The sequence below is a fragment of the Brevundimonas sp. AVps4 genome, from assembly GCF_058681525.1.
The window spans coordinates 1,884,637-1,901,999 of record NZ_CM178741.1 but is presented as its reverse complement, the minus strand read 5'-3'; the positions used below and the strand labels follow the sequence as shown (position 1 = coordinate 1,901,999).

Annotated in this window: 17 protein-coding genes; 10 read left to right on the top strand and 7 right to left on the bottom strand. The window is 69.4% G+C overall.

Features of this window, described 5'->3' with window-relative positions:
- Positions 1-70 precede the first annotated feature (70 nt).
- The 3 genes from ACW178_RS09420 to ACW178_RS09410 are packed head-to-tail and all read right to left on the bottom strand — an operon-like array spanning position 71 to position 2,327.
- Positions 71-658, bottom strand: a complete 588-nt coding sequence (locus tag ACW178_RS09420; protein WP_054765596.1) for a GNAT family N-acetyltransferase — start codon at positions 656-658, stop codon at positions 71-73.
- A complete protein-coding gene (gene aroB / locus ACW178_RS09415; protein ID WP_287104235.1) occupies positions 658-1,764 on the bottom strand; it encodes a 3-dehydroquinate synthase in 1,107 nt (368 codons plus the stop codon). The genes ACW178_RS09420 and aroB overlap by 1 nt, the downstream gene beginning before the upstream one ends.
- On the bottom strand, positions 1,761-2,327 hold the full coding sequence (locus ACW178_RS09410) for a shikimate kinase (protein WP_182714836.1): 567 nt from the start codon (positions 2,325-2,327) through the stop codon (positions 1,761-1,763). Before ACW178_RS09410 ends, aroB begins: the two co-directional genes overlap by 4 nt.
- 125 nt (positions 2,328-2,452) lie before the next feature.
- Here ACW178_RS09410 and ACW178_RS09405 point away from each other — a divergent pair, with 125 nt between their 5' ends.
- The 4 genes from ACW178_RS09405 (at position 2,453) to ACW178_RS09390 (ending at position 5,549) form a co-directional block, all read left to right on the top strand.
- Positions 2,453-3,355 carry a site-specific tyrosine recombinase XerD gene (locus ACW178_RS09405; RefSeq protein WP_492024494.1) on the top strand — a complete coding sequence of 301 codons (903 nt, stop codon included), beginning with the start codon at positions 2,453-2,455 and terminating at the stop codon, positions 3,353-3,355.
- Between the two features lie 116 nt (positions 3,356-3,471).
- On the top strand, positions 3,472-4,419 hold the full coding sequence (locus ACW178_RS09400; protein WP_287104871.1) for an acetyl-CoA carboxylase carboxyltransferase subunit alpha: 948 nt from the start codon (positions 3,472-3,474) through the stop codon (positions 4,417-4,419).
- 72 nt (positions 4,420-4,491) lie between these two features.
- Positions 4,492-5,040 carry a response regulator gene (locus ACW178_RS09395; RefSeq protein ID WP_152950134.1) on the top strand — a complete coding sequence of 183 codons (549 nt, stop codon included), beginning with the start codon at positions 4,492-4,494 and terminating at the stop codon, positions 5,038-5,040.
- A complete protein-coding gene (locus ACW178_RS09390; RefSeq protein ID WP_182714830.1) occupies positions 5,037-5,549 on the top strand; it encodes a chemotaxis protein CheE in 513 nt (170 codons plus the stop codon). The genes ACW178_RS09395 and ACW178_RS09390 overlap by 4 nt, the downstream gene beginning before the upstream one ends.
- Here the strand turns inward: ACW178_RS09390 and ACW178_RS09385 are convergent.
- From ACW178_RS09385 to ACW178_RS09375, 3 genes are all read right to left on the bottom strand, one after another.
- Positions 5,534-7,420 carry an ABCB family ABC transporter ATP-binding protein/permease gene (locus ACW178_RS09385; RefSeq protein ID WP_492025052.1) on the bottom strand — a complete coding sequence of 629 codons (1,887 nt, stop codon included), beginning with the start codon at positions 7,418-7,420 and terminating at the stop codon, positions 5,534-5,536. The two genes, ACW178_RS09390 and ACW178_RS09385, sit on opposite strands and share 16 nt — an antisense overlap.
- Before the next feature lie 62 nt (positions 7,421-7,482).
- Entirely contained in the window at positions 7,483-8,499 is a 1,017-nt protein-coding gene (locus tag ACW178_RS09380; protein ID WP_054765588.1) for a threonine aldolase family protein, read from the bottom strand.
- A complete protein-coding gene (locus tag ACW178_RS09375; RefSeq protein ID WP_287104874.1) occupies positions 8,499-9,449 on the bottom strand; it encodes a mechanosensitive ion channel family protein in 951 nt (316 codons plus the stop codon). Before ACW178_RS09375 ends, ACW178_RS09380 begins: the two co-directional genes overlap by 1 nt.
- Before the next feature lie 127 nt (positions 9,450-9,576).
- On the opposite strand from ACW178_RS09375, the gene ACW178_RS09370 reads away from it, so the two are divergent.
- From ACW178_RS09370 to ACW178_RS09360, 3 genes are all read left to right on the top strand, one after another.
- Positions 9,577-10,131 carry an FKBP-type peptidyl-prolyl cis-trans isomerase gene (locus ACW178_RS09370; RefSeq protein WP_287104875.1) on the top strand — a complete coding sequence of 185 codons (555 nt, stop codon included), beginning with the start codon at positions 9,577-9,579 and terminating at the stop codon, positions 10,129-10,131.
- Between the two features lie 117 nt (positions 10,132-10,248).
- Complete coding sequence (locus ACW178_RS09365) at positions 10,249-12,204, top strand: M61 family metallopeptidase (protein WP_287104876.1); 1,956 nt, start codon at positions 10,249-10,251, stop codon at positions 12,202-12,204.
- 225 nt (positions 12,205-12,429) lie between these two features.
- Positions 12,430-14,415, top strand: coding sequence for a M61 family metallopeptidase (locus ACW178_RS09360; RefSeq protein WP_492024493.1), 1,986 nt, complete (start codon positions 12,430-12,432; stop codon positions 14,413-14,415).
- 4 nt (positions 14,416-14,419) lie between these two features.
- Here the strand turns inward: ACW178_RS09360 and ACW178_RS09355 are convergent, their stop codons facing one another.
- Entirely contained in the window at positions 14,420-15,220 is an 801-nt protein-coding gene (locus tag ACW178_RS09355) for a class I SAM-dependent methyltransferase (protein ID WP_492024492.1), read from the bottom strand.
- Positions 15,221-15,367: 147 nt separating this feature from the next.
- On the opposite strand from ACW178_RS09355, the gene hemB reads away from it, so the two are divergent.
- From hemB to ACW178_RS09340, 3 genes are read left to right on the top strand one after another with little or no spacing between them, the layout of a single operon-like run.
- Positions 15,368-16,366: a porphobilinogen synthase gene (hemB, locus tag ACW178_RS09350; RefSeq protein WP_287104434.1), complete on the top strand. Its 999-nt coding sequence runs from the start codon at positions 15,368-15,370 to the stop codon at positions 16,364-16,366.
- Entirely contained in the window at positions 16,366-16,935 is a 570-nt protein-coding gene (locus ACW178_RS09345; protein WP_287104428.1) for a GNAT family N-acetyltransferase, read from the top strand. The genes hemB and ACW178_RS09345 overlap by 1 nt, the downstream gene beginning before the upstream one ends.
- Before the next feature lie 39 nt (positions 16,936-16,974).
- A complete protein-coding gene (locus tag ACW178_RS09340) occupies positions 16,975-17,316 on the top strand; it encodes a hypothetical protein (RefSeq protein WP_492024491.1) in 342 nt (113 codons plus the stop codon).
- Positions 17,317-17,363 lie beyond the last annotated feature (47 nt).

Below are 17,363 nucleotides of genomic sequence, written 5' to 3'. Positions count from 1 at the left end.
CATGCCCTCGCTTTAATCTGGAGCCTGATTCACCGAACCGCGAAGCGGTTCCTCCTCAACGGATCAGGCTCTAGCCGAACGCCGCCAGCCTTCGATCCAGCCCGTCCCGCACCTCGGGCCAGTCGTCGTCGATCACCGCGAACATGGCCGTATCCCGCGCCCGGCCGGTCCAGGTGGTCTTGTGCTTCCTCAGAACGCCCTCGGCCTTGGCGCCCAGTTTTCGGATCGCCGCCTGGCTCTGGGCATTGACCGCATCGGTGATGATCTCGACCCGCACCGCGCCCGCGTCGAAGGCATGGCCCAGCAGCAGCCGCTTGCAGGCCGGATTGACCGGCCCGCCCCGCGCCTCGGGCCGATAGAAGGTCGAACCGATCTCACAGCGTCGATAGGCCGGGTGGATCTCGTAAAGGCTGGTCGTCCCGACCACCGCCCCGTCCGATAGCCGCCGCACGGCGTAGGCGATGCGCGTTCCGGCCCCCATGGCCTTGAGGGCGGCGGCCCACCAGCCGTCGAAATGCGCGCCACAGGCGGGCGCGACCATGATCTCCCAGGCGGCCGGATCGCAATCCAGCGCCGCCTTCACCGTCTCCCGCAACCCCTCGGTGAACGGCTCCAGCCGCACGAACCGATCCTCCAGGGGAACGGCGGCGATCTGCATCAGCCCGTCGCCCCTTCGGCGATCAGGAAAGTCCGCACCTTCGCCGCATCCACCCCCTTGGCGACAAAGGCCCGGCCGACGCCGTGCGCCAGGATCAGGGTCAGGGCCCCGCCCTCGGCCTTCTTGTCCCCGGCCATCAGGGCCAGCAGCCGGTCGGCTTCGAAGGCGCCCGCCTGATCCAGCCGCGTGGGCAGGCCCGCCGCCGCGACCACCGCCTCGACCCGCGCGGCGTCCTCGGCCGAACACAGCCCCTCGCGCGCCGAATAGCGCAAGGCCATGCAGCAGCCGAGCGCCACCGCCTCCCCATGGGCCAGGGCGTCTTCGTCGAACCCGACCTCGGCCTCTATGGCGTGGCCGAAGGTGTGGCCCAGGTTCAGCAGGGCGCGGCGTCCCGCCTCCTTCTCGTCCTCCCCGACCACGGCGCTCTTGATCTCGACCGAGCGGATCACCGCCCGTTCCAGGGCCGCCGGATCGCCCGACGCTCCGGCCGCCCCCTCGCCCGCCAGCCAGTCGAAGAAGGCGGGGTCGCAGATCAGCCCGTGCTTCAGCACCTCGGCCCAGCCGGACTTCACCTGCCGCGCCGGCAGGGTCGCCAGAACGTCGATGTCGGCCAGGACCAGGCGCGGCTGATGGAAGGCGCCGATCAGGTTCTTGCCCCGCGGCGTGTCGATGGCCGTCTTGCCGCCGACGGACGAGTCGACCTGGGCCAGCAGGGTCGTCGGGATCTGCACGAAGTCGATGCCGCGCATGTAGAGCGCCGCCGCCAGCCCGGCTAAATCGCCGACCACCCCGCCGCCCAGGGCGATCACCACGTCCTTGCGGTCCAGCCCGATCTCCAGCAGCCGGTCCAGCACCCGCTCCAGCTGAGAGAAGGATTTCGACCCCTCGCCCGGCGGCACGGCGACGATCCGGCTCTGGACCCCCGCCGCCGCCAGGGATGCGGTCAGGGCGGCGCCGTGAACGGCCTCGACCGTCTCATCGGTGATGATCACCGTCCGGCCCCGGGCCAGGGGCGCGATCCGAGCGCCCGCCTGCTGCAGCAGCCCGCGCCCCACGATCACCTGATAGGCGGCGAAGGCGCCGCCGCTGACGGAAATGGTCGTCATGCTTTCGTCTCCGCACGGCGGCGTGTGCGCCAGTGTCGGCGCAGGGTCTTGTGAATGGCGTCCACCGCCTGGCCGTGAGACCCCTGCCCCACGTCCACGGTGACGTCGGCCTCGCCATAGATCGGATAACGGACCTCGGCCAAGGCCGTCAGCACCTCGAGCGGGTCCTTGCCGCGCAACAGGGGCCGGGTGTCGCGCCGCGCCACCCGTTCGGCGATGACCGCCAGATCGGCCCTCAGCCAGACCGTGTCGGCTCTTTCCTTCAGCAGGGCGCGGGTCTCCGGGTTCATCATCGCCCCGCCGCCGGTGGCCAGGACCAGGGGCGGCCCCTCCAGCAGGCGGCGGATCACCCGCGCCTCGCCGGCCCTGAACTCGGCCTCGCCCAAGGCGGCGAAGATTTCGGACACGGTCATTCCCGCCGCCTCCTCGATCTCCACATCGCCGTCGGCGAAGGGCAGTTTCAACCGATGGGCCAGCCGCCGCCCCACCGACGATTTGCCCACCCCCATCAGGCCGACCAGGGCTATGGTGCGGGTCGGGCCCGGATTCGCGCGCCGCCTCATCCGGCGGCTCCGGCGGAACGGACGGTGAAGGAAACGGCGAAGGCGACGGCGCAGGCGGACATGATCGTTGGAACCTCTACACCAAGCCCGGCCTCGCGCCATCCGTTCGCAGGAACGATCGCCGCATGACGCCCCAAATCGAGGCCTTTTTGGAGATGATGGCGGTGGAGCGCGACGCCTCGCCCCACACCCTGGCGGCCTATGGACGGGATTTGGCCGACGCCGAATCCGCCCTGTCGTCGGACGGCGGCCTGATGCAGGCCCCGGCCGAGGCGGTCGAGGCCTGGTTCGCCGACCTGTCGCGTCGAGGCCTGTCGGCGGCCACCGCCGCCCGACGCCGGTCGTCGGTGCGGCAGTTCTACCGCTTCGCCCTGGCCGAGGGCTGGCGGACGGATGATCCGTCGCGTCGGCTGGACGCTCCCAAACAGGGCCGCCCCCTGCCCAAGTCCCTGAGCCGGGACGAGATCGACCGGCTGCTGGCCGCCGCCGCAGCCCGAGACGCCGCCGCCGGCCTGCGGCTGGTCGCCCTGGTCGAACTGGCCTACGCCTCGGGCCTGCGGGTGTCGGAACTGCTGGGTTTGAAGGTCGAGGCCGTGCGCCGCGACCCCGCCTATCTGATCGTGCGCGGCAAGGGCGGCAAGGAGCGGTTGGCCCCGCTGAACCCCGCCGCCCGCACGGCGCTCAAGGCCTGGCTGACGGCGCGCGACGCCCGGCGCAAGCCCGAGACGCCCGACAGCCCCTGGCTCTTTCCATCCTCCGGTCGTTCCGGCCATCTGACCCCGCGCCGGTTCGCCCAGCTGCTGGACGAGGCCGCCGTCACGGCGGGCCTCGACCCGGCGCGGGTCAGCCCCCACGTCCTGCGTCACGCCTTCGCCACCCATCTGCTGGAGGGCGGCGCCGACCTGCGCGTGGTCCAGACCCTGCTCGGCCACGCCGACATCGCCACCACCCAGATCTACACCCACGTCGCCACCGACCGCCTGGCCCAGGTCGTCCAGCAGAACCACCCCTTGGCGCGGGACGAGTGACTGCGACTCACGGCTGTGAAAGCGACATTGTCACCCCGCTTGCCCCACGGCCCCGACCTCTCTAGTTTCCCCCGCCTTCCCCTGGGGCGCCTCGCCCGCCGTTTTCGGACGCCTTTATGGCCACGCACTATCTCGATTTCGAAAAGCCGATCGCCGATCTGGAAGCCAAGATCGACGAGCTGTCGGCCCTGTCCGAGACCTCCGGAGGTTTCGACCACGAAATCGCCGGCCTGCGCAAAAAGGCCGAGCAGCTGCGCAAGAAGACCTACGCCGGGCTGGACCCTTGGATGAAGACCCAGGTGGCGCGGCATCCGCAACGCCCCCACTTCATCGACTATGTCCAAGGCCTGTTCACCGACTGGACCGAACTGCACGGCGATCGCCAGTTCGGCGACGATCAGGCCATTCTCGGCGGGCTGGCGCGATTTCGGGGCCGCCCCGTCGTCATCATGGGGCATGAGAAGGGGCACGACACGGAAACCCGCCTGGCCCACAATTTCGGCATGGCCCGGCCCGAGGGCTATCGCAAGGCCGTGCGCCTGATGGACATGGCCGAACAGTTCGGCCTGCCCGTCCTCAGCTTCATCGACACGGCCGGCGCCTATCCGGGCCTGGGCGCCGAGGAGCGCGGTCAGGCGGAGGCCATCGCCCGTTCGACCGAACGGTGCCTGACCCTGGGCGTCCCCTCCATCGCCACCATCACCGGGGAAGGCGGATCCGGCGGCGCCATCGCCATCGCCGCCGCCAGCCGCGTCCTGATGCTGGAGCATTCGATCTATTCGGTCATCTCGCCCGAGGGGGCGGCCGGCATCCTGTGGCGCGACGGCGCCCGCGCCCGCGACGCCGCCATGGCCATGAAGATCACCGGCCCGGATCTTGTGGCGCTGAAGATCGTGGATCGTCTGATCGAGGAGCCGACCGGCGGCGCCCACGCGGACCGCGACGGCGCCCTGGCCCGGGTCGGCGACGTCCTGGCCGAGGAGCTTCAGTCCTTCCAGGGTCTGTCGCCCAAACAGATCAAGACCCGCCGCGCCGAGCGGTTCTACGCCATCGGCGCCCTCTGATCGAACGCCGTTAACCGCGCATCCACCTCCAGGTTCTAGCCTACAGGACCCGGGGGATTGGAAAGATCGGACATGCCGACACAGTCGGATACGCTCAGGGACAGCGCCGTCTTCAATCTGAGCGGCGCCGTCGTCATGGTGGTCGATGATTCGCCCTTCTCCCTGACCCTGACCACGGGCGTCCTGTCCGGCTTCGGCGTGCGTCCGGCCTATACGGTCGGCAGCGGCGTCCAGGCCCAGAGCCTCCTGGCGGAAAAGCCGATCGACCTCTTGCTGATCGACACCGACATGCCCGACATGGACGGATTCGAACTGGTGCGCTGGCTGCGCCGGTCCGGCCCCAACCCCAACGCCTTCACCCCCGTCATCATGACGGCCAGCCACATCCGACGGGGTCGAGTGGCCGAGGCGCGAGACTGCGGCGCCAACTTCGTCGTCACCAAACCCTTCAGCGCCGCCATGCTGCTGGAGCGCATCCTTTGGGTCGCCCGCGACGCGCGCCCCTTCCTTGAGGTCGGGGACTATCTGGGCCCGGACCGTCGCTTCGTCCGCCCCGAACTCTATGAGGGCGAGGAGCGGCGCGCCGACAGGCTCCGCGACAATATGGTGGAGTTCGCATGACCGTCATCACCCACGTCCAACGCCGCTCGCGCCTGGCGGAGATGGTGGATCGCCCCGGCGGGGTCAGCGTCGGCGTCGCCCTGGCTCAGGCCCAGGCCAATCTGGGCGGGTTGAGGGACCAGGCCTGCGCCATCATCGCCGACAACATCGCCGTCCTCCTGGCCGAGCCGGCGCCGGGCACGATCGAGGCCCTGCGGCTGGACCTGGCCTATTCAGCGTCCAACCAGATCATCGACGCGGCCAGCCCCTTTGCGATGGATGATCTGTGCACGGCCGCCAAGGGGCTGTGCGACCTTCTGGACGCCGCCCCGCGCCAGGGCGGTTTCGACTGGCGTATCGCCACGGTCCACGCCCAGGCGATGAAGCTGCTGCTCAGCCTGCCGACGGACGCTGCGGCGCCCCGCGCCGCCATCGTCGAAAACCTCGCCGAGGTTCTGAAGCGCAAACTGCCCGCCGCGCCCCAGACAGCTCATCAGACGGCTCATCAGGCGGTTCAGCCGGCGGCCTGAATCGTCCTGCCCGCCCGCGTCTGTTTGCGCCACAGGGCGGCGTACTCCCCGCCCTGGCGCGCCACCAGTTCGTGATGGGCGCCGCGCTCGACGATCCGCCCCGCCTTCAGCACCAGGATCTGGTCGGCGTCGGCCACGGTGGACAGCCGGTGGGCGACCACCAGGGTGGTGCGTCCGGCGCTGACCCGCCGCAGCGTCTTCTGGATCGCCGCCTCGGTGCGACTGTCCAGGGCGCTGGTGGCCTCGTCCAGGATCAGGATGCAGGGATCGGCCAGCAGGGCGCGGGCGATGCCCACCCGCTGGCGTTCGCCGCCGGACAGCTTAAGCCCCCGTTCTCCGACCCGGGTCTGCATCCCGTCCGGTAATCCGCGGATGAAGTCGGCCAGTTCCGCCGCCTCCGCCGCAGCCCAGACCTGGGCCTCGTCCGCCTCGGGCCGGGCGAAGGCGATATTGGCCGCCAAGGTGTCGTTGAACAGGGCCACGTCCTGCGGCACCAGGGCCACGGCGGCCCGCAAGGACGCCTGGGTCACGTCGCGCACGTCGCGGCCGTCGATCAGAACCCGGCCCTCCTGCGAGTCGATCAGGCGCAGGGCCAGTTTGACGATGGTCGACTTGCCCGCCCCCGAGGGCCCGACCAGGGCGGTGGTGGTTCCGGGCGCCGCCACGAAGCTGACGTCCTCCAGCCCATTGGCGCGGGCGTCGTGGCGGAAGCCGACATGCTGGAACGCGACTTCGGCGCCGCGCGCTTCGGTCGGGCGCGGCAGAGGCTGGGCGTGGAGCGCATCGGCCACCTGGGGCGTCTGGCGCGTCACCTTCAGCATCTCCTCCATGTCGATGAAGGACTGGCGGATCTCGCGATAGGCAAAGCCGAGGATGTTCAGCGGGGCGTACAGGGAGACCATGATCAGCACCGCCGCCGTCACATCGCCCGGCCCCATTCGTCCGGCCGCCGCCTCAAACCCGGCCATCACCGCCATCACCCCCAGGCCCAGGTTCATGATCAGGGCCTGAATCCCGTTCAGCAGGGCCAGGGAGGTGTTGGCCTTCAAGGCCGCCGCCGCATAGTCGCCCAGCGCCCGGTCATAGGTCAGGGCCGCCCGCGCCTCGGCGCCGAACGACTTGACCGTCTCATAGTTCAGAAGGGCGTCGACCGAGACCCCGGCGGCCTCCGAATCGGCGGCGTTCATCACCCGTCGATGCTCCAGCCGCCAGTTCGACAGGGCGAAGGTGGCCGCAGCGTAGATGACCACCACCGCGATCGCCACAGCGGCGAACCGCCAGTCGTACTTGCCGCCCAGCACCGCCGCCGCCAGCACCAGCTCCACCCCGGTGGGAACCAGGTTGAAGGCCAGGATGCGCAGCAGGAAGTCCACGGCCCGCGAGCCGCGATCCAGGGTCCGCGACAGGGCGCCGGAGCGTTTGGTCTGGTGGAAATCCAGCGACAGGCTCAGGGCGTGGGCGAAGCCTTCGGCGGCCGTCCGCCTCTGGGCCGCCGCACGGACCGGGGCGAAGACCACGTCCGAGGCCTGGGGCGCCGCCGCCGACAGAAACCGCACCAGGGCCCAGCCGACCGCAAAGGCGGCGAAGCCCCAGCCCATGGCGACGGCCGTTCCCTGTCCGGCCGCCAGCCGATTGACCGCCGCGCCCAGGACCAGGGGCGCCAGCACGCCCAGACCCTTGCCCGCCAGGGTCAGGGCGATCGCCGCCCCCAGCCGCGCGCGCAGCTGCGGCGCGCCCGATCGCCCGACCAGCCGCACCAGATCCGCCAGCGCCTTCAGCGTCGGCGGGCCTTCCGTCCTGTCCTGCATGCTCCCTGCCTGCTGCGCCTTAACCATCGGGTCGCGCCGACCGCCGGAGCGCTCTCCGCGCATCGCCATCTTGCGCATATGGACAGTCAAGACGGCCGGGAAAAGGCCGCCTGGCGACGGACGGCTCAGTTCAAGCCGGCGATGGCGGCGATCAGCTCGTCCACCGCCTCTTCCTGGGTCGCCCAGGAACAGACGAACCGGACTGATCCGTCGTCGAACTGATAGCAGGCCCAGCCCAGGGCCTTAAGCCTCTGGTGCGCCTCGGCCGGCATGCGGACGAAGACCGTATTGGATTCGACCGGGTGGGCCAGGACGAAGGGCGAGCGCGTCGCGATCCCCGCCGCCAGACGCTGGGCCATCAGATTGGCGTGGGCGCCTCCCGCCTCCCAGTCGCCGCTTTCCAGCAGGCCCAGCATGGGCCCGGCCAGCGTCCGGGCCTTGGACGCCGTCTGTCCGGCCTGTTTCAGCCGATTGTCCAGCCGCCGCGCCAGGCTCTTGTCGAACAGGACCAGGGCCTCGACGCAAGACGCGCCCGCCTTGGCGCCGCCGAACACCAATATGTCCACGCCCAGGCGCGCAATGTCCTTCAGGTCGAACCCGGCCGCAGCCGCGTTGGCCAGCCGCGCCCCGTCCATATGCACCCCATAGCCGCACGCCTTCACCGGCTCGATCAGATGGCGCAGCTCTTCTTCCGTATAGACGGCGCCGTATTCCGTGGCCTGGGTCAGGGACAGGGCGGCCGGCGGCTGGCGATGGCCGACCTCGGGCTCGGTCAGCTGCGCCTTCAGCGCCAGGGGATCGATCCGCCCGGAAAAGCCCGGCAGGCCGATCAGCCCCACCCCCTGGCCGAAGAAGCCCGGCGCCCCCGTTTCATCGGTGCAGACATGGGCGGCGTTGTGCGCCAGCACCGCCTCGAACGGATAGGTCAGCATCGACAGGGCGATGGCGTTGGCCGCCGTGCCGCTGAAGACGAAACGGACGTCGGCGTCGGCGTCCAGCCTCTGTCGAATCTGGTCGGCGGCCCGCGCCGTGATCGCATCGGCGCCGTAGGAGGGAACAAAGCCCGCGTTGGCCTGGATCAGGCCCTCCAGCGCGCTGGGCGCCATTCCGGCGGTGTTGTCGGATCCGAAATCGTAACGCATCAGCGGGTCTTCGTACTCGTCTCTTCGGCCTTGCCCGCCTCCACCGTCCGCACACGGACCACCGGCATGACATCCTCGTCGCCATAGGGCACGGCCACCTGGTGCGGGAAGGGAATCTCGATCTCGGCGGCGTCCAGCGCTTCCTTGCCGCCCTGCATCAGATCGGCCTGGGTCTGCCACCAGTCCTCGACCTTGACCCAGGCGTGCAGGGTGATCTGGACCGCGCTGTCCAGCAGGCCGGTCACCCCGGTCCAGGGACGGGGATCGTGCAGAACCTTGTCATGGGCCGCGGCCATGTCGGCCAGGACGCAGCGCGCCTTGTTCAGATCCTCGCCGTAGCCGACGGTGAAGTTGATCTCGATCCGCCGGGTCTGCTGACCGGTCAGATTGGTCAGGGGGTCGCTCAGGACCTTGGAGTTCGGAATGACGATCTTGTGGTTGTTGGCGTTCGACAGCTGGGTCGTGAACAGGTCCAGCCGCTGCACCGTCCCGGCCATGCCGCCGACGTCCACCACGTCCCCCACGCGGTAAGGCCGCAGGATCAGAAGCATGATGCCCGAAGCCACATTGGACAGCGTCCCCTGAAGCGCCAGACCCACGGCCAGGGACGCCGCCCCCAGGACCGCGATGATGGAGGTGGTCTGCACCCCCAGCCTTTGCAGCACGGCGATCATGCCGATGATAATCACCACCACCCGGACCACCTGAACGGCGAAGCTGAGGACCGTCTGGTCGTGGCGGAAGGCGCCGATCCGCGACAGCGCCCTTCGCGCCAGCCCCGCCGCCCATTTGGCCGCAAACAGGGTCGCCGCGAAGATCAGGGCCGCGATGATCAGATTGATGGCGAAGTCGCCGGCCATGTCGGTCAGCTTGGCGATCATGACGGCGTCGACGGCCACGGCCTGGCGACCGGCCGCCACTGCTTCGGCGAGAGAGTTGTCTATGGACATGGTCGCGGGTCTAACGCCTTAAGTCCCGATTGGAACCCCATCGGCTCAATTTACCGCTCCTTCCGCTTATGTCGCCTTCGCGCAAAGACGGTTGGCGGCGGCCCGTTCGGCCTGATAGCGTCGCCTTATGACTCGCACCCTGCCGATCCTCCTCGCCGCCCTCGCCCTTTCCGCCTGCGCGACGCGCGGGACGCCGGTCTCCTACGCCGAAACGGCCTCGGCGGCCGCCCGCGCCGCCGCCCAGGTCGAGGGCCAGGCCGGACAGACGCCGCAGCAGGCCTGGGACGCCGGAAACCAGGCCTATCTGGCGTGGAACGGCGCCCGGCGCGGCTGGACCACCACCGCCAGCGGCCTGCAATACCGCCGCGTGGGCAAGGCCCATCCCGAGGGCGCCCAGCCGTCGGCGACCGATACGGTCAAGGTCCATTATCGCGGGACCTTCATCGACGGGCGGGAGTTCGACAGCTCCTACGCTCGCAACGAACCAGCCGAGTTTCCGCTGAACCGGGTCATCAAGGGGTGGACCGAAGGGGTCGCCCTGATGCGGGTCGGCGAGACCTATGAGTTCGTCATCCCCCCGGCCCTGGCCTATGGCTCGCGCTGGGTCGGCGGCGATCAGCTTCCGCCCAACTCCACCCTGCGCTTTTCGGTGGAGTTGCTGGACGTGACCCCCGGCGCCTGACGCCTGGGTCCGGGCGAACGAGATTTTCGGCGTCCGATCGGCCCGACCGCTTGACGATCCACGCGGTGCGGCGGACTGTCGCGCCTCTCCCTTTCCTGAGTTCGAAAGTCCGCGTCCATGATCCGCACCCGCCTTCGCGCCGTCGGCCTCGCCCTCCTGCTGGCCTCCGCCGCACCGGCCGCCCTGGCGCAACAGGCGTCGACGGCGGCGCCCGCCCTGCCGGCGCCCCTGACGCCCATCCCAGCGGCGCGCGACGTCGCCTATCCGGGGGTGATCGGTCTGGAAATCGACGCGACCAACCTGGGCCAGCACATCTTCTCGATCACCGAGACTCTTCCCGTCGCCCAGAGCGGGCCCATGGTCCTGTTCTTCCCCGAATGGCTGCCGGGCAACCACGGTCCGGTCGGGCCGATCACCCAGCTGGCGGGGATCGAGATCACCGCGAACGGCCGGCGGGTCGAATGGGTCCGCGACACCCTCAGCCCCTTCGCCTATCACATCACGGTTCCGGCCGGGGCGACCGAGCTGAAGATCGCCATGCAGCACCTGTCGCCGACCAGCGGCGCCCAGGGCCGGGTGACGATGACGCCCGAGATGCTGAACATCCAGTGGGAGAAGATGCTGCTCTATCCCGCCGGTCACTGGTCGCGGAACATCATGGTCCATCCCACGGTCAAGTTCCCCACCGGCTGGCGCTTCGGCACGGCGCTGGAGCCGGAAACCAAGACCGGCGACGTCCAGACTTTCAAACCGGTCAATCTGGAGGTCCTGATCGACAGCCCCGTCTTCGCCGGCCTCCACTATCGCCAGATCGACCTGGACCCCGGCGGCCGCTCGCCGGTCCGCGCCAACATCGTCGCCGACGAGGCCAAGAGCCTGGAAGCCACCGACGAGCAGATTCAGATTCTGCGCAACCTCGTGACCCAGATGGACCGCCTCTACGGCGCGCGCCATTTCGACCACTACGACTTCCTGATCGCCATGACCGACAAGCTGGGCGGCATCGGTCTTGAGCATCATCGCTCCTCCGAGAACTCGGTCGATCCCGAGTTCTTCACCGGCTGGGCCACCCATCTGGGCGACCGCGATCTGCTCAGCCACGAGATGAACCACTCCTGGGACGGCAAATGGCGTCGCCCGGCGGACCAGTATGTGCCTAACTTCAACAGCCCGATGCAGAACAGCCTGCTGTGGGTCTATGAAGGCCAGACCCAATACTACGGCCAGGTCGTCGCGGCCCGTTCGGGCCTTCTGACCAAGGAACAGGCCATGGACTCCCTGGCCATGACGGCGGCCTCCTATGACTACCGGGTCGGGCGCGCCTGGCGCGCGCTTCAGGACACCACCAACGACCCGATCATCAGCCAGCGCCGGCCCAAGGCCTGGCTGTCCTGGCAGAGGGACGAGGACTACTATTCCGAGGGCCAGCTGATCTGGCTCGACGTCGACACCACGATCCGGGAGAAGACCGGCGGGCGCAAGTCGCTCGACGACTTCGCCCGCGCCTTCTACGGCGTTCAGGACGGCAGTTTCGAACCGGCGCCCTACACCTTCGAAGACGTGGTGGCGGCCCTGAACGGGGTGGTCGAGAACGACTGGGCGGCCTTCCTGCGCGCGCGGCTGGACGCCGTCGGCCCCGACGCCCGCGCGCCGCTGGACGGGCTGGAGCGCGGCGGCTGGCGGCTGACCTACGGCGAGACCCCGACCGCCTATCAGAAGACCCTGTACGGCGAGTTCAAGCGCAACGACTTCACCTATTCCCTGGGCCTGCAGACCGGCGAGAACAATGCGATCCGCAGCGTCCAGTGGGGCAGTCCGTCCTTCAAGGCCGGCCTGGCGCCGGGCATGGAGATCGTCGCCGTCAACGGCCAGGCTGCCAAGCCGGACCGACTGGCCGAGGCCGTCACCGCCGCCAAGGACCCCGCCGTGCCGATCACCCTGATCGTCAAGGACGGCGACCAGTACCGAACCGTCGTCCTCGACTATCACGACGGCCTTCGCTACCCGCGCCTGGAACGCATCCCCGGAACCCCGGACCGGCTGGGCGACATACTGACGCCGCGCAAGCGTTGACGCCGGCAGCCCCCTCCGTCTCTCCGTTTCGCACCGAGCCACCTCCCCATCGTTTCGCGACGGGGAGGAGACAACACCGTCTCCTCCCCATAGGGTGGGGAGGTGGCGCGGCGCCGCTTAGCGCCGTGACGGAGGGGCTCTAAACGCCGCACCGCGTCGGCTGCACTTGACGCCCCTTCCCCGCTCCCCGACGGTGCAGGCCTGCCCTCACGTTCGGATGACCTGATGCCGCCTACCCGCCTGACCGCCGCCGCCTGCCTCGCCGCCCTGATGACGGCCGCCCCGGCCCTGGCCCAGGATTTCCCGTCGACGCCGGTGGTGGTCGAGGCGCGCGACGCGGCCCTGGCCCTGCCCCGGCCCCAACCGGCCATCCCCGCCCCTGCGGACAGGCCCTATCCGGGCGTCATCCAGTACCGGGCCGACATCACCGACCTGGACCGGCGAATCATCCGCGTCAGCCAGACCATACCCGTCGCCGCTCCCGGCCCCCTGACCCTGCTCTATCCGAAATATCTGCCGGGCAACCATGCCGCCACCGGCCCCATCCAGCTGCTGGCCGGCCTCACCGTCACGGCGAACGGCCAGAGGCTGGAATGGCTGCGCGACACCCTCGATCCCTACGCCTTCCATCTGGAGGTCCCGGCGGGCGTGACGGCGATCGAGGTCGCCTTCGAACAGCTGACCCAGCCGGACAGCTCCAACTGGCGCGTCCTGATGACCCCGGCCATGGTCAATCTGCAGTGGGAGAAGGCCATCCTCTATCCGGCCGGCTATTTCAGCCGCCAGATCCGGGTCGCCCCCTCCATCCGCCTGCCCGCCGGCTGGAACTACGGCACGGCCCTGAAGACCGAAGGCCGCGACGGCGACCTGGCCCGGCTGGAGACCACCGACCTCTACACCCTGATCGACAGCCCGGTCTTCGCCGGCGCCCACTACCGCCGCGTCGATATCGACCCGAACGGCGCCCCGTCTGAATCAAGGGTCCACCTGAACCTCCTCGCCGACGAGGAGAAAGGTCTCGCCGCCACCGAAGAGCAGTTGAAGCTCTACGAGAACATGGTCCAGCAGGCCGACCGCCTGTTCGGCGCCCGCCACTTCGACAAATACGAGTTCCTGTTCGCCCTGACCGACCAGATGGGCGGCATCGGCCTGGAGCATCATCGCTCCTCCGAGAACACCGGCGCCCCCGGCTTCTTCACCGACTGGGCCAAGAGCGCCGGGGACCGCGCCCTTCTGCCCCACGAATACACCCACTCCTGGAACGGCAAGTTCATGCGCCCGGCGGATGAGCTGACCGCCAACCACAACGTCCCGACCCAGAACACCCTGCTGTGGGTCTATGAGGGCCAGACGGAATATTGGGGCGATGTCCTGGCCGCCCGTTCGGGCCTGCATTCCAAGGGGGTGGCCCTGGCGACCCTGGCCTCGATCGCCGCCTTCTATGACAACCAGCCCGGCCGTCAGTGGCGCGCCCTTCAGGACACCAACAACCACAATCTCCTGGGCTACCGCGTGCCAGGCCAATATCCCTCCTGGATGCGGGGCACCGGCGACTACTATCGTGAAAGCCTGCTGGTCTGGCTGGACGCCGACACCCTGATCCGGGCCGAGACGAACGGGCGCAAGTCGCTCGACGACTTCGCCCGGGCCTTCTTCGGCCACAGCGACGGCGCCTGGGCGCCCCAGGGCTACACCTTCGATCAGGTCGTCGCCGCCCTGAACGCCGTCCATCCGCACGACTGGGCCGGCTTCCTGCGCGAAAGGCTGGACGCCGTCGGCCCTGACGCCCACGCGCCCCTGGCGGGGATCGAACGGGGCGGCTGGCGCCTGACCTATACCGACACGCCCAACGCCGACGAAAAGGCGGTGAACGGCGGCTGGGCCAATGACTTCCAATATTCGCTGGGCTTCAGCCTGTCGAGTGACAAGCTGACCAATATCCGCTGGGGCGGCCCGGCCTTCGAACAGGGGATCGGCGCCGGCTGGTCGCTTGTCGCCGTCAACGGCAAGGCGGGCTCGGCCGAGGTTCTGCGCGACGCCGTCACGGCCGCCAAGGGGACGGACGCCCCCCTGGAGCTGCTGATCAAGTCCGGCGACCGGTTCCGCACCGTCGCCTTCGACTATCACGACGGCCTGCGCTATCCGCGTCTGGAGCGGATCGAAGGAACCCCGGACCGGCTGTCCGACATCCTGGCCCCGCGCCGGCGCTGAGGTCTCAGCCCGGCTTTCTGAAACGATAGACGAACTGGTCGGTCTTGCCGCGGATGGCGGCGTCGAAGACGTTCAGACTGTGGTCGTCGTCGGGGTTGGCGACCGCCCGGCTCTCGGCCTCGAAGACGAAGCCGGCCGCCTCGACCTCGCGCCTCAGATAGTCGCCCTCGATCCGGTGCAGGGTCTGGACCGCCGAAATCCCCGTCCCCGGCGCCGCCTGATGGTCGATCACCACATAGCGGCCGCCGGGCTTCAGGACGGCGAAGACCGCGGCGTTCATCCTGGCCACATCGGTGTTGAAGCCGGGAATGTGGAAGTCGTGGTACTCCTGGCTCATGAAGACCAGGTCCAGGGGCTGGTCATAGGTCATGGAGTCCAGCAGACCATTGACCCGCGTCACATTGGGATAGGCCGCGACCAGGGCGTCGGCCTGGGGGTTCTCCCGCGCCATCGTCCGTTCGGGCACGAAGGCGTAGACCCGGCCCGTCGGCCCGACCACGTCGGAGAACAGACGGGTGAAATAGCCGGCGCCGGGGCGGATGTCGGCCACCTTGTCGCCGGGCGCGACCTGGGCGAAAGCCAGGATCTCGGCTGGATGACGCAGAGGATCGCGCGCCACCTCCTCGGCCGGGCGCTTCGGATCGGCGACGGCGTCGGCATAGAGGGAGACATAGGCGGGGGCGGACGAGGACGCGCTGTCCACGACCACCGTCCGGTCGCCGCCGTCGGAGGCGATGATGATACATCCCGACAGTCCCGCCGCCAGGGCCAGAACCGCCGCGCCCGCCGCCCATCGTCTCATCATCTTCGTCTCCCTCAGTTCGTCGCGATAGGCTCGCATTTCGGCGCCCGGCGCAAGCCGGTATCCCGCTTGAAACGATCCGAATCCTCACGCGATTTGCGCCCCGGCCCCGGCGGCGCTAGTCCGGCGACAGATTTCCAAGGTCTCGCCATGCTCCCCTACCAGCCTGCCCCCTTCCCGCTCGCCCGTCCCCGGCGTCTGCGCGCCAGCCCCTGGGTGCGCCGCATGGTCGCCGAGACCGTCCTGACCCCGGCCGACCTGATCTGGCCTTTGATCGTCCACGACGGCGCCGAGGACCGCGTCCCCGTCGCCTCCATGCCCGGCGTCTTCCGCCTGTCGCCCAAGGAAGCCGCAAAGGCGGCGATCGAGGCGCGCGATCTGGGCATTCCGATGCTCGCCCTCTTCCCGAATATCGACGGCGCCCTCAAGGACGCGGTCGGCACGGGCGCCACCGATCCCGACGGCCTGATCCCCGACTGTATCAGGGCGATCAAGGACGCCGCGCCCGAGATCGGGATCATGACCGACGTCGCGCTCGACTGCTACACCGACCACGGCCACGACGGGGTTCTGGAGGGCGAGCGGATCGTCAATGACGCCACCCTGGACCGCCTCGCCGAACAGGCCTTCATCCACGCCCATGCCGGCGCCGACGTCGTGGCCCCGTCGGACATGATGGACGGCCGCATCCAGGCCGTCCGCGAGGCCCTGGAGGCCAACGGCTTCCACGACACCCTGATCCTCTCCTATGCGGCCAAATACGCCTCGGCCTTCTACGGCCCTTACCGCGACGCCGTCGGCTCTTCGAAAGCGCTGAAGGGCGACAAGAAGACCTATCAGATGGACTACGCCAACTCGGACGAGGCCCTGAAGGAGGTCGCCATGGACCTGTCGGAGGGGGCCGACGCCGTCATGGTCAAGCCGGGCATGCCCTATCTCGACATCGTCCGCCGCGTGTCCGAGACCTTCCGCGTCCCGACCTTCGCCTATCAGGTGTCGGGCGAGTACGCGATGATCCAGGCCTCGGTCGCCAACGGCTGGCTGGACCAGGACCGGGCCATCCTTGAGACCCTGCACGGGTTCAAGCGGGCCGGCTGCGCGGGCGTCCTGACCTATTTCGCCCCCCAGGCCGCGCGGCTGCTGGGCTGATGCGGCCTGACGTTCAGATCCGCGAGGCGACCCCCGCCGACATGGCGGCGATCACCGCCATCTATGCCGACAGCGTCGCCAACGGGCGCGGCACCTTCGAGCTGGAGCCGCCGGACGAGATCGAGATGACGGCCCGGTTCGCCGCCGTCCAGGCCCTGGGTCTGCCCCGGCTGGTCGCCGAAATCGACGGCGTCGTCGTCGGCTACGCCTACGCCGGCCCGTTCCGCACCCGCCAGGCCTATCGCTACATGGTCGAGGACTCGATCTATGTCGCGCCCGAAGCCCGTGGCTGCGGCGTCGCCGGCGCCCTGCTGGATCAACTAATCAATCATTGCGAGGGGCTCGGCCTGCGCCAGATGGTCGCCGTGATCGGCGATTCCGAGAATGAGGGCTCCATCGCCCTGCACCGCGCCCGCGGCTTCGCCGACGCCGGGGTGTTCAAGGCGGCGGGCTGGAAACACGACGACTGGCGCGACGTCGTCTTCATGCAGCGGGAGTTGGGCGCCGGCGGCCGGACCCCGCCCGACGCGCCGGGCCTGCCCCTGATCGACAAGAAGCCCGTCCGATGATCCATTGCCGCGCCCCGTCCCCCGCCCTATCCTGACCCCGTGAAGATCGTCTCGTCCCTTCTGCTGTTGATCGGCGCCCTGGCGGTGCTGACCCTGGGCGCCGTCAGCGTCTCGGCAGGCCCAGCCATGGCCGGACCGCCCTGCCATGAGACGAGCGCCGAGGCCCGCCATACAGCGTCGGACCAGGCGCCCGCTCACCAGAACAAGGCGATGAAGGCCATGGCCTGTTGCGCCGCCTGCGTCACGGCGCCGGCGCTCGACCCCGCCGGCCGCCCCGGCCCGACCATCGCTCCCGCCCGCCTCGCCGCCCCCCTGATCGACTTCCCCGCCGGCCGCCTGCTCTCGCCCGAGCCCGGCCCGCCCCGCCTCCTGGTCGCCTGAACCCCTGCGCCCCTCGCGGCGCCCTCAGTCACGATCATTCAAGGAGG